The organism is Flammeovirga agarivorans (assembly GCF_012641475.1).
In the GTDB taxonomy this organism is placed as follows: domain Bacteria; phylum Bacteroidota; class Bacteroidia; order Cytophagales; family Flammeovirgaceae; genus Flammeovirga; species Flammeovirga agarivorans.
Map to the genome: position 1 here is coordinate 162,172 of NZ_JABAIL010000001.1, position 12,639 is coordinate 174,810.

Here is a 12,639-nt window from a genome sequence, read left to right on the forward strand (position 1 = left end):
AACCATGAGTGCAGAATCTAGAGTAGCAACTCGATATGCTAAAGCCTTTGTATCGGTAGCTTTGCAGGAAGGAAGTCAAGATAAGTTGTATGCAGATGCAGACTTTATCTTATCTACTATTAATGATAGTCGTGAATTACAAAACGCACTTAATAGTCCTATCATCAAAGCCGAGAAAAAAGCAGCAATCTTAACAGGTATTTTTTCAGCAAATGTTTCTGATTTAACTAACAAACTAATCACTTTAGTTGTTGAGAAAAACAGAACGTCAGCATTATCAGAAATCGTTAAGGCGATTAAAGCTGAGTTTGATGTTGTGAAAAATATTCAAAGAGCTACTGTAGTAACTTCAACTCCTCTTAACGCAACAACTAAAGAGGCGTTAGTGGCAAAGGTTACAAAATCTACAGGTAAGACGGTTGAACTTGAAGAAAAAGTTGATCCTTCTCTTATCGGTGGTTACATCTTAACGGTGGGTGACAAGCAATTGGACTGTTCTGTGAAATCACAGTTACAGCAATTAAAAGTCGCTTTCCAATAGAACATTATAAGTATCCTCTTATATAAGGATACTTTTTTTAGTAAAGAATAGTCAAAATTCAAATCCAGATACAAAAATGGCTCAAGTAAGACCAGACGAAGTTTCTGCGATCCTGAAAGAACAACTTACAGGTTTCAAATCTTCAACTGATTTAGAAGAAGTAGGAACCGTTTTAGAAGTAGGTGATGGTGTAGCTCGTATTTACGGCTTGCTTAATGCTGAAGCTGGCGAGTTAATCGAGTTCGAGTCAGGTGTCGTAGGTATGGTATTGAACCTCGAAGAAGATAATGTAGGTGCCGTAATTATGGGTAAATACACTGATATCAAAGAGGGCGATACAGTTAAGCGTACTAGACGTATTGCATCTATCAAGGTAGGTATGGGTATGTTTGGTCGCGTTGTTGACGCATTAGGTAATCCTATCGATGGTAAAGGTGATATCGAAGGCGATTTATACGAAATGCCTATCGAGCGTAAAGCTCCAGGTGTATTGTTCCGTCAGCCAGTAGACGAACCTATGCAAACAGGTATCAAGTCAATTGACTCAATGACTCCGATTGGTCGTGGTCAGCGTGAATTGATTATTGGTGACCGTCAAACAGGTAAAACTGCGGTAGCGATTGACACAATCATCAACCAAAAAGAGTTTTACGATAAAGGCGAACCTGTATACTGTATTTATGTAGCAGTAGGTCAAAAAGCTTCTACGGTAGCAACTATCGTTTCTGCTTTAGAAAAAGCAGGTGCTATGGCTTATACTACAATTGTTGCTGCAAACGCATCAGATCCAGCTCCAATGCAATACTTTGCTCCTTTCGCAGGTGCAGCAATTGGTGAGTTCATCCGTGACACTGGACGTCCTGCATTAGCAGTTTATGATGACCTTTCAAAGCAAGCAGTAGCATACCGTGAGGTATCACTACTTCTTCGTCGTCCTCCAGGACGTGAGGCATACCCTGGTGATGTATTCTACCTTCACTCTCGTTTATTAGAGCGTGCATCTAGAATTAACACATCAGATGATATCGCTAAAAATATGAACGACCTTCCTGAGTCAATCAAACATATGGTAAAAGGTGGCGGTTCTTTAACTGCATTACCAATTATCGAAACTCAGTCAGGTGACGTTTCTGCATATATCCCTACAAACGTAATTTCGATTACTGATGGTCAGGTATTCTTAGAGACTAACTTATTCAACGCAGGTATTCGTCCAGCGATGAACGTAGGTATCTCTGTATCTCGTGTAGGTGGTAACGCTCAGATCAAAGGTATGAAAAAGGTATCTGGTAAATTGAAAACTGACCTTGCTCAGTTCCGTGAACTAGAAGCCTTCGCTAAATTTGGTTCTGACTTGGATGCTGCTACTAAGCTTACAATTGATCGTGGTCGTAAGAACACTGAAATCTTGAAACAAGCTCAGTACACTCCATATACTGTAGAAAAGCAAATCGCTATTATCTGGGCAGGTTCAAACGGTATTACCGACCCTGTTGCAGAATCTAAAGTGAAAGCTTTCGAAAACGAATTCTTAGAAGTTCTTGAAACTAAACACAAAGACGTGATGGATCAAGTAGCCGCTGGTAAGTGGGGAGATGATCATATCGCAGTGTTTAAGAAAGTAGGTGAAGAGGTAGCTCAAAACCACAAGGCTTAATTATAATATGCAATTAGCAATGGTAATGTTTAAATATTACTATTGCTAATTCACTTTATTACTCAAACAGAAAATGGCTAGTCTTAAAGAAGTAAAAGAGAGGATCACCTCTGTAGACTCAACGCAACAAATCACTAAAGCCATGAAAATGGTTTCAGCGGCAAAAATGCGTAGAGCACAAGACCGTGTAACAGGTATGCGTCCATATGCTGATAAGCTTGCGTCCATCCTTGAAAACGTTACTTCGGCACTTGGTACGGATTTCTCTAGCCCATTCGTTGAGGCTCGTGAAGAAGTGAATAGCGTTCTTGTTATTGTAGTTACTTCCGATCGTGGTTTAGCAGGTGCTTTTAACTCAAACATTCAAAAAGAATCTTCTCGTTTAATTAATGAAGAGTTTTCTTCACAATTTAACGCGGGTAGAGTTGAGGTATTGGCAGTTGGTTCTAAAGGAGCTGACTACTTCAAAAGAAGAAATTATGAATTAAACGCAGAGTTTGTAGATTTATTTCATAATCTTGATTTTGATGGTGCTAGAAAAGCAGCTGAATATGCTATGGATGGCTATGTTTCAGGAAAGTTTGATAAAGTTGTGATGGTTTATAACGAATTCAAAAATGTGGCAACACAGATCGTTAGAACTAAACAATTTTTACCTTTCACATTAGAGCAATCAACAGATAAAGAAGAATCAACTCAAGAAGCTGATTACATCTTTGAACCTGAGAAAGAAAAAATTCTTTCTGAATTGATTCCTAAGACGTTGAAAGTAAACTTCTATGCGCATTTGCTTGATTCGAATGCGGCAGAACATGGTGCTCGTATGACAGCAATGGACAAGGCGACTGAAAACGCTGGTGAACTATTGAAAGATCTTAAGTTGGATTACAACAGATCTCGTCAAGCGGCAATTACCAATGAAATTCTAGAGATTGTAGGTGGTGCAGAAGCACTAGCTTCAAACTAAAGATAAATGCTGAAAAGCATAAAAAATCCTAGGCCCTACAAAGGTCTAGGATTTTTTTGTTTATATATATTAACGATTTGTGTAATTACATCACTTTTTTTGGATTGATATTCGCGTCAATTTTTGTAATAGGTTTTTTACCCATACACCTATTTTAACCTTTTATTAAATTAACAGCATTCAGTGCTTAACTATGCGAAACTTACATCCATCAGGTATTATTATATCTGTACTAATTATCGTATCCATCTTTTATAGCTATCAAATCTTATCTCAAAATTCGATTTACCCATCAAGTACAATCATCGAATATTCCACAGACGCTAATAAGAATGGTTCCTTGTCTTTAGATTGGGAGTTTAAGGACCAATCATTGAATTACAATAAGGTGATCCTTACTTTTAATGGTAAAGTTTATACCTTCAATGGTGAAGGATCAGAGATAATTGAAGGTCTTCAAGAAGGACAATATAGAGTACAATTAGATGTATTGGACGATACGCTACAAACATCTAGTATTCGTACCTATGTTCAAGAAGTAGATATCTTGGAAGGTAAAACATTGAGTATGGCGGTAAAATTATAGCTTTGTATTCCATGAATAAATAGTTTTTATCGAACTATTATCCTTCAACTCTTTTATTCCATGACTACTTATTAGAGTAGAATGGAGGTTTATGGTTTCAAGTTTTTTCATCATTTTAAAGATATTCACCCCATCATCTCCGATGGGGTTTTTACTTAAATTCAGTTTTCGTAATTCTGAGAATTGTTGCAATTCATCAGGTCTTTGAATGTTTTGGGCCTTCAAATCCAACCAAATAATATTGTCTTTTATAGGAAGTAATGCTGAAATAAGATCTATGTTAGACAGTTTAGGGTACGACACATCAAATGCATTTTTATCAATTTCTCTAATTTGAAAACCTTTATTTCTAAGATCTTGAACAATTGATGTATCATAATCGGTAAGTGCTATTGAATTATGGTTAGATATAAAACCTAATTTAGTGTTACAATATGTCATCAATTCTTCAGTGAGAGGTATATCAGTAATTAGTGTGTCAAAACTTCCATGTCCTATATCAATCCAACCGATCAGTAACTCTATCTCTTTGTCTGTTAGAGGTGTTTTACCTTCGGGGGGCATAATATTTTCATCACCATGTGGCAGCAATATTCGTTGAATTATTTCACTATGATTACTTTCACCTTGTACAATTAAGTTTTTTGTTTTTCCTCCCTTTAGAATATCTGCTTTATTACTAAGTGATAATTCTCCTTTTTTCTTCTCTGTATTATGACAACTAATGCATTTTTGTTGAAGAATTGGTTGAATGATATGCTCATACATTATCACTTCATTAGCACTATTTGGAGGTGAAATTACTATTTCAGTATCGTTTAATTTAAGTGGAGCATACTGTGTTAAATAAGTACTTCCATGTGTGAGATTGCCTCCATAATGACCTGTGATACTTATAGTAAAAACTATAACAAGGAGTGAAAAGTCGTACATCTTTTGAATATTATACTTTTTAAGGAAGAACATACCAATAATCAATACCGTAGTAATGATGCCGAACCATTGATGAAAACTGATTGCTTCATAGTTATAATCATTGTTATCGTAAGCGAGTAGATATCCAAGTAGACAACTTATTATTGCACTAGCTGCTCCGACAATATAGGATAGCTCAATACTTTTATGATCCGGTTGAAAAATTTTTAGTTTACCTACAATTTCAAGTATAATTCCAAAGAAGATAAAGCCAATTGGCAAGTGAACAAATAAAGGATGGAACCTACCAATAAATAAATGAAAGTTTGAAAAGTCCATAATGTGATATTAGATACGTTCTAGTTTGAGTGGTGGAGTATTACCTGCATTCCATTGGCAGATATATAAATTTTTATCTTCATCTATACAGACATCATGACCATGTAATATAGGTTGATGAGCTAGCTGATATGAAGGTAGTAATTCACCATTATCGTCATATTTTGGTGCTGTTCCACCAGGATTTGAAACGACTTTATCATTTTCTAAGATGGTGACGAATCCTGTATGTTTTGTCCAGTCATATCCGTCTTCATTTGTTGGAGAAGACCAACATACTCCGGCATACAAGTTATTATCATCAAAAACAGCTCGGCACATATACATATTTGGGAGCTTAATTTTTTTTACAAACTCTCCTTCTAAAGTATAGAACTTGAAAGTACTTTCATTTCTGGAAGAGCATACCACTAGAGTCTGATTGGGATCTCGATAATCAATACTTACACCATGTGCATTGAATAAATTGTAATTGTTATTTTTATTATCATGACCGCCCCAATGCCTTTTATATTGACCATACTGGTTATATTGAATAATTAAATCTTTACCATAGCCATCGGCTACATAAATGTCACCATTAGGGCCTATTGCTACTTCTGTAGGACAGAAATGTTCACCAGGTTTGTAGATACCAATGGTTTGAGGATGTCCGATATCAAAAATTACTTGACCATCCATAGTGGTTTTTGAGACTCTACCGTTATGTTTTATCCATTGTCCCTTTTTATCTAAATACCAACCAGAATCAGTGATATATAAGAAATCTTCACCTCCCTCTTCGGATAATGTTAAACCATGTCCTCCAGGGTAAGCGGTTCCCCAAAAGTCAAGTAACTTTCCGGATTTATCGAAAATTAGAATATTGTTATCGGTATGATCACCAATCATGATTAACCTCCCTTTAGAATCCATAACCATTTCATGACAATTAAGAATAGGATTACGAACACTACTTATTTTAGCCCAATCTCGGTGTATTTTATATTGATAGTCACCATGCCCAATGATCTCATCTTTTTTGAAAGAAGGTTGAAATGCAAGTGATGGAGTAGATATCACTCCACTTAATAACAAGGAAGTTTTTTTTATAAATGATCTTCTAGAATCCATAATTATGAGAGTATATCTTTAACAACATTTCCATGAACATCAGTCAGTCTAAATCTTCTGCCTTGATGTTTAAAAGTTAGTTTTTCATGATCAATTCCAAGTATATGCATTAACGTAGCATGGAAGTCATGTACATGAACAGGATTTTTTGTGATGTTGTAACTAAAATCATCCGTTTCACCATAAGACATTCCAGCCTTTACTCCTGCACCGGCCATCCACATACTGAAACATTTTGGATGATGGTCTCTTCCATAATCATTTTGAGTCAATTTCCCTTGAGAGTAAACCGTTCTTCCAAACTCACCTCCCCAAATGACTAAAGTATCTTCTAGTAAGCCTCTTCTTTTGAGATCCTTTAAGAAGCCTGCAGTTGCTTGGTCGGTATCTAGACATTGTTTCTTTATTCCATTGGGTAACCCGATATGTTGGTCCCAACCTCTATGGTAGAGTTGAATAAATTTGACATCTTTCTCTAGTAGTCTTCTAGCCATTAGGCAATTGGCTGCATAGGTGCCTGGTGTTCTACTATCTTTTCCATAGAGGTCAAAAACTTCTTCAGGTTCATCAGACATATCTGTTACTTCAGGTACCGAAGTTTGCATTCTAAATGCCATTTCATACTGGGCAATTCGAGCATCAATTTCTTGGTCACCATAAGTAGAGTTTTGTATTTGGTTTAACTCTTTCAAATAGCCAAGCATATCAGATCTATCGTGGTGGTCATAGTTTTCGGGGTTATTAAGAAATAATACAGGGTCCTTACCCGTTCTGAATTGAACTCCTTGATGTTGTGTAGGCAAAAAGCCGTTACCCCATAGTCTTGAATACAAAGGTTGCCCTGCATTCCCTGAAGTAAGCACAATAAACGAAGGTAAGTTTTGATTATCTGACCCTAAACCATAACTCAACCAAGACCCAATAGAAGGTCGCCCTGGTAGTTGATGACCTGTCTGAAAAAATGTGATTGCAGGATCATGATTAATCTGTTCAGTATACATCGATTTAATGATACAAAGGTCATCGACAACCTCTGCAGTATGAGGAAGCAACTCACTTACCCAAGTGTCATTTTTTCCATACTGTTTGAATTTAAATTTTGAAGGAGCAATTGGCAATGAAGACTGCTGAGCACTCATTGCTGTTAACCGCTGTCCATTTCTAACAGAGGAAGGCAGTTCTTTTCCGAAAAGGTCAACTAATTTTGGTTTGTAGTCAAAAGTTTCAAATTGTGATGGTCCACCACTTTGAAAAAGATAAACCACTCTTTTTGCTTTCGGCAAGAAATGAGGAAGAGAGTCTGTGATACTTTTTACTGGATCGCTGGAAGCAAACGTTTTATCTGACCCTAATAAGGACCCCAGTGCAAAAGCACCTATTCCCAATGATGTTTTCTTTAAAAAGTGTCTTCGATCCATTTTCTTCTCAACAGATTGAAGGTCTTTATTAGTAGATCTTACTTTTTTGTGATTACACATAATATTTATCTTCTAGTAATAGTAGCGTCTGAATTAAGAATGATGCTCGCTATAATTGCATTTGCGATAACAGTTGGAGCTTCAGCATCTTTTGAAATTTGATATTGACCTGAGGATAGCCAACCTTTCATTTTATCAGGACTGTTAGAGAATCTCAATTTTTCTTTTTGATGGACTTCTTTTAACAGTGTTAATTCAGTAGAGGAAATGTTCTTACCTGTTAGTTTTAAATACACTTTTGAAATACCATCGTCTAATGTGATTTGATTTGAAATTTCCTCACCAAGTTTTCGAGATATTTCAATAAAAGTAGGATCGTTTAATAGAACCAATGCTTGTAGTGGAGTATTAGTTTTCTGTCGTCGCACTGTGCATTCACTACGATCAGGTTGGTCAAATGTAGATTGTGTAGGGTTGGGTACCGTTCGTTTCCATACAGTATATAAGCTACGTCTGTATAAGTCATTTCCAGTACTTTGCTCATACTTATTGGCATTCATAGACCATAATCCATCAGGTTGGTAAGGAAATACACTCTTGCCTCCAATTTTTGTATTTATTAATCCACTAGCAGTAAGCGCATTGTCTCTCATCATTTCACTAGTTAGTCTAAATTGAGGTCCCCTTGCTAACCAATCATTATTAGGGTCTTTCTCCTTTAGCATCTGATTACCTATACTACTTTGACGATAGGTGGATGACATAACCATAGCTTTATGTAGGGACTTTACATCCCAGTTATCTTGCATAAATGAATAAGCCAAATGATCTAATAGCTTAGGGTGAGTAGGTAGTTTACCTTGGTTGCCAAAATCTTCTGTGGTTTCAACAATACCTTTTCCAAAGAAATTTTGCCAATATCTATTCACAGCAACTCGAGCTGTCAATGGGTGTTTGGGGTGAGTTAACCATTGTGCTAATCCAAGTCTATTTCTCGGATATTCATCTGGAAATTCAAGAATACTTAATGGGGTATTGGGGTATACTTTCTCACCATAATTATCATACACACCTCTTTCTAAAATATATGCTTGCCTTGGTTCATCCATTTCTTTCATAACCATAACTTCAGGAAGTGTATCTGTAGTTTGGTTGAGTTGCTTTTGCTTTGCTAAAAACTTTTTATTGACTTGATTTAATTTTCTTGATTTCCTTTGGAGATAATACTGTTGCAAGACTTTCCTTTCTTCTTTTGAAAGTAGGGATGGTTTTTTACGGATTAACTGTTTCCATTTCTTGAGATCAGATAACTGTAGAATTTCCAATTGGGTGATATTTCTTGAGAATACTTCAATCTGATCTACGCTACATCCTTTGGCTCCTAAACCTCTCCAGCGGGCACCAATTTGTAATCCGGGTTCAATAGGAGACGAATAGATAATATCTTCATAGTTATTGAAAATAATACTTTTGAAGAGGTTGTCTTGTTCTACATCCATCACTTGTTGTAGTCCATTGACATATAGCTGTACGCCTTTAGCTTTACTTGTACCGTCGTTGGTTAGTGTAATATGTATCCACTCATCTTTTGGAACCTTGTTTTTAGAAGTTTTAATTATGGCATTTTCAGGGTAAGTATGAGCCATAATTACTTGTAGTTTTTCATCCTTTACATATAAAGTATACCCTTTCATACTATGTAACATGACTGCCTTATTTTTATGGAATAATACCCCTTCTTTAAAGTTTTGAGGAATCTTTATCCATAAACTAATGCTAAATGGATCGTGTCTGTCATAAATGCCAATTGGGGCTAGATCAATCCAAGCATCACCATCCAAGAGTAAACCTTTATTATATTTTCCATTGGTGAAATTGGGGATCTCCTTTTTAGAAAATTGTCGATCCATTTTTCCCACTTTACCATTGAGTGTATTAATTAAACTATTGTTTAATTGAAATTCAGCTACTTTTTGATGATTGATAGAACCTTGACTTATTCCTTGATACTTTTCATCCTTGATCCACTGTGAAGCAGGTTTAATTTCTGCTTTTGTGATGGTTTGCTTTTCTAATAGCGATGAGTCACAAACACTTTTTAGAAAACTGATAACCTCCTCTTGTTCTTCATTAGGAAGAAGCAGTGTAGGAACAGGCATATCGCCTGCATCCCAAGAAATTTGTCCCGTTTCATTGATGTTATTGAAAAAGCTAAACAGCTCATAATAGTTTTTCTGTGAGATAGGATCATACTTATGATCATGACATCTTGCACAAGCTATGGTCATCCCCATAATTCCTTGACCTAAAACGGCAGTGCGGTCTGCTACATATTCTACTCTGAATTCTTCATCAACGATTCCTCCTTCGGCATTTTGAGGATGTAAACGATTGAAGCCTGTTGCTAATATTTGCTCTTTAGTTGCTTTTTTTAATAGATCCCCAGCGAGCTGTTCTGTTATAAATTCATCATAAGGTTTATTAGAATTAAAAGCTTTGATTACCCAATCTCTCCAAGGGCTCATATCTCTTAATCTATCTATTTGATATCCATGAGTATCTGCATAACGCGCTACATCCATCCAATCTGTAGCCATTTTTTCACCGTAATGGGGAGAAGTTAATAACCGATCCACTTGTTTTTCATAGGCATTTTCAGATGAATCATTGAGAAAATACTCTATTTCTTCAGTTGTAGGAGGTAACCCAGTTAAGTCTAGTGATAATCGTCGTAAAAGTAATTGCTTGTTAGCTTCCTTACTTGGAGATAACCCTTTTTCATTAAGCTTTTTGGAGATATAATAATCAATAAAATTACGTTCCCATTTGCTGTTGTTAGAATGGATTTTTTCTGGTTTCGATACAGGAGTGAAGGCCCAATGGGGTTCATATTTTGCACCTTCTTCAACCCATTTTATTAGTACCGCTTTTTCATAATCACTTAAACTTAAGTGAGATTCTGGTGTAGGCATGACTTGTGAAGGATCTTCAGAAAGTATCCTTTTGATCATTTCACTGTTGTTCGGGTTGCCTGGTAGAATGGCAAATTTTCCTTTTGATTCTTTTAATTCTGCTGTGGCGGCCTCAAAAGAATGAAGCTGTAATCCACCTTTTATCTTTCCATTATCAGGGCCATGGCAAGCAAAACATTTATCAGATAGAATAGGTTTGATGTCTTGGTTAAATACCAATTCATATGGGATTTCTTGATATGCTTTCTTTACTTTTTCAGGCATTTTAGTCGAGCATGAATAAAGAAGTGTACATATCAATAGTATTAAGTAGAGATGAGCCTTTATCATCATTTAAACAGGATTGAATTTTATGTATTGAAAGTTTGAGTGAATCCAATATGGGGTAGAAAATGATATGGAAAAGCATTTCTTACATAGACATGATATAGACAAAGCGATATTTTACCTGAAAAAAATTGTAGAGAATATCCGTTTAGAGCATCTTATCATTGGTTTATGACTAGACAAAAGAACAATTCTAATGAAAACGTATAGACGGACGGTATTTTTGATATTCTGCTTAATGATTAGTCTTAGCTCTCAATTACTCATTGCACAGAATAACTTTTTTTCAGACGATATATTGATAACACCAAGTGTTTTAAAAAAGGTATATAATGACGATCGAGTGATAGCTTTTGAAAAACGTTTGACAGAGGTTCGAGATTCCAATGAAAAAGTTGAAATATTGATTGAGCTAGGAGATATTTATTGCAATAGAGTTAATTACCAGAAAGCGTATACGACGTATTGGTCAGCACTTGCTTTATTGGACCAAAACGATAATGAGATTTTAAGAGCATCGGTGTATAATGGTATGGGGATTCTATACAGTTTGTACAATAGGAATCAGCAGGCACTAAAATATTATAAGAAGTCATTATCAATTAACAGGAGATTAGACGATGCTTTAGCTCAAGGAAGATTGAGAGCGAATTATTTTACCATAGCAGTTCATTATCGATATGAAGAAAACCTCACTAGAGCTAAAATCTATTTAGATAGTTGTGTTCATATTCAAAAAAGGCAGAATTACGATGGATTTTATGCAGAAGCGGAAGCGGCATACCACTTGATGTTGGAACATCAATTAGATATGGCGTACAAAAAGTTTATGGCACTTCATAAAGCATTGGATAAAGGAATAAATGAACCCTATAAGGTTGTTTTTTACTCACTATATGGAGAGTTGTTTTATAAGTTAAAAGAGTATGATTTAGCGATATCAATGTATCATAAATCAATAAAATATGCTTTTGAAACAAAGTCTCATATCAATTTTGTTCCAGATACTTATCGATCACTTTCTGATGTATATCTCACAATAGGAGAACATAAGAAAGCATATATTCATTTGGATGCGGCATCAAGATTAGAGGAATATTTGTATAGCAGTAAAAGCCTAACAAATCAGTTCTTATTAGAGATAAATGATACTTATAAAAAGAGAGAGCAGGAACAACAACATGTAATAGCTCTTCAAGAAATACAAAGAATAAAGCAGGATAAGCAGATTCTCTGGTTATATATTTCTTTACTGATTCTTTTCACTTTGTTCATTATTGTAATAATTGCTTCTCGTATAAAGAGTCTAAAAAAGAACCATAAACTGGAGAGAGCTGCGATGCATGAACGACAAGAGCTGGAAAAAGAACAACAGAATAAGATTCTTACCATTAGAAACCAAGAACTCACTCAGTCAACACTTCAGAGTATTGCAAAAGATGAGGTACTCGCATCTGTAAAAGAAAAGTTGAAAGTTTTACAGAAGCAACATAATTCCAAAGAACTAAAATCTGTCATAAATACGATAAAAGTGAACCAAGATATGAGTTGGCTCGACTTTGAACATCGTTTTACAAATGCCAATAAAGAGTTCTTTAAGAATCTAAAAACAAAGTTTCCTCAGCTTAGTAATTATGATTTAAAAGTTTGCGCCTTAGTAAAGCTGAACTTTTCAGCAAAAGAAATGGCTAAGCTGTTGGGTATATCTCCGGAGAGTGCCACTACATCGAGGTATAGATTGAGGAAAAAGTTGGGTATACAGAAAGGAATAGACCTGACGAATTTTATTAATTCGATATAAAAA

Annotated in this window: 9 protein-coding genes; 5 read left to right on the forward strand and 4 right to left on the reverse strand. The window is 35.5% G+C overall.

Annotated elements, in window-relative coordinates:
• The first annotated feature begins 4 nt into the window (after positions 1–4).
• From atpH to HGP29_RS00775, 4 genes are all read left to right on the forward strand, one after another.
• Positions 5–541: an ATP synthase F1 subunit delta gene (gene atpH, locus HGP29_RS00760; protein WP_168880396.1), complete on the forward strand. Its 537-nt coding sequence runs from the start codon at positions 5–7 to the stop codon at positions 539–541.
• 76 nt (positions 542–617) lie between these two features.
• The gene (gene atpA, locus HGP29_RS00765; RefSeq protein WP_168880397.1) at positions 618–2,198 is read left to right on the forward strand and encodes a F0F1 ATP synthase subunit alpha; all 1,581 of its coding nucleotides are present in this window, start codon (positions 618–620) and stop codon (positions 2,196–2,198) included.
• Positions 2,199–2,271: 73 nt separating this feature from the next.
• Positions 2,272–3,165 carry an ATP synthase F1 subunit gamma gene (atpG, locus tag HGP29_RS00770; RefSeq protein WP_168880398.1) on the forward strand — a complete coding sequence of 298 codons (894 nt, stop codon included), beginning with the start codon at positions 2,272–2,274 and terminating at the stop codon, positions 3,163–3,165.
• Positions 3,166–3,358: 193 nt separating this feature from the next.
• On the forward strand, positions 3,359–3,751 hold the full coding sequence (locus tag HGP29_RS00775) for a hypothetical protein (protein ID WP_168880399.1): 393 nt from the start codon (positions 3,359–3,361) through the stop codon (positions 3,749–3,751).
• Here HGP29_RS00775 and HGP29_RS00780 read toward each other — a convergent pair.
• The 4 genes from HGP29_RS00780 to HGP29_RS00795 are packed head-to-tail and all read right to left on the reverse strand — an operon-like array spanning position 3,746 to position 10,772.
• Positions 3,746–5,005: a c-type cytochrome domain-containing protein gene (locus HGP29_RS00780; RefSeq protein WP_168880400.1), complete on the reverse strand. Its 1,260-nt coding sequence runs from the start codon at positions 5,003–5,005 to the stop codon at positions 3,746–3,748. The genes HGP29_RS00775 and HGP29_RS00780 overlap by 6 nt on opposite strands.
• 9 nt (positions 5,006–5,014) lie before the next feature.
• The gene (locus HGP29_RS00785; RefSeq protein WP_211093166.1) at positions 5,015–6,118 is read right to left on the reverse strand and encodes an NHL repeat-containing protein; all 1,104 of its coding nucleotides are present in this window, start codon (positions 6,116–6,118) and stop codon (positions 5,015–5,017) included.
• A 2-nt stretch (positions 6,119–6,120) separates the two neighbouring features.
• A complete protein-coding gene (locus HGP29_RS00790; RefSeq protein ID WP_168880401.1) occupies positions 6,121–7,596 on the reverse strand; it encodes a DUF1501 domain-containing protein in 1,476 nt (491 codons plus the stop codon).
• Between the two features lie 5 nt (positions 7,597–7,601).
• The gene (locus tag HGP29_RS00795) at positions 7,602–10,772 is read right to left on the reverse strand and encodes a DUF1553 domain-containing protein (protein ID WP_235958243.1); all 3,171 of its coding nucleotides are present in this window, start codon (positions 10,770–10,772) and stop codon (positions 7,602–7,604) included.
• Between the two features lie 301 nt (positions 10,773–11,073).
• Between HGP29_RS00795 and HGP29_RS00800 the strand changes: the two genes are divergently transcribed.
• On the forward strand, positions 11,074–12,636 hold the full coding sequence (locus HGP29_RS00800) for a tetratricopeptide repeat protein (RefSeq protein WP_168880403.1): 1,563 nt from the start codon (positions 11,074–11,076) through the stop codon (positions 12,634–12,636).
• Positions 12,637–12,639: the final 3 nt, after the last annotated feature.

Bases quoted from the DNA above. Each gene is read 5' to 3' on its own strand.
- atpH (WP_168880396.1), top strand. From the start codon at position 5: ATGAGTGCAGAATCTAGAGTAGCAACTCGATATGCTAAAGCCTTTGTA.
- atpA (WP_168880397.1), top strand. From the start codon at position 618: ATGGCTCAAGTAAGACCAGACGAAGTTTCTGCGATCCTGAAAGAACAA.
- atpG (WP_168880398.1), top strand. From the start codon at position 2,272: ATGGCTAGTCTTAAAGAAGTAAAAGAGAGGATCACCTCTGTAGACTCA.
- HGP29_RS00775 (WP_168880399.1), top strand. From the start codon at position 3,359: ATGCGAAACTTACATCCATCAGGTATTATTATATCTGTACTAATTATC.
- HGP29_RS00780 (WP_168880400.1), bottom strand. From the start codon at position 5,005: ATGGACTTTTCAAACTTTCATTTATTTATTGGTAGGTTCCATCCTTTA.
- HGP29_RS00785 (WP_211093166.1), bottom strand. From the start codon at position 6,118: ATGGATTCTAGAAGATCATTTATAAAAAAAACTTCCTTGTTATTAAGT.
- HGP29_RS00790 (WP_168880401.1), bottom strand. From the start codon at position 7,596: ATGTGTAATCACAAAAAAGTAAGATCTACTAATAAAGACCTTCAATCT.
- HGP29_RS00795 (WP_235958243.1), bottom strand. From the start codon at position 10,772: ATGCCTGAAAAAGTAAAGAAAGCATATCAAGAAATCCCATATGAATTG.
- HGP29_RS00800 (WP_168880403.1), top strand. From the start codon at position 11,074: ATGATTAGTCTTAGCTCTCAATTACTCATTGCACAGAATAACTTTTTT.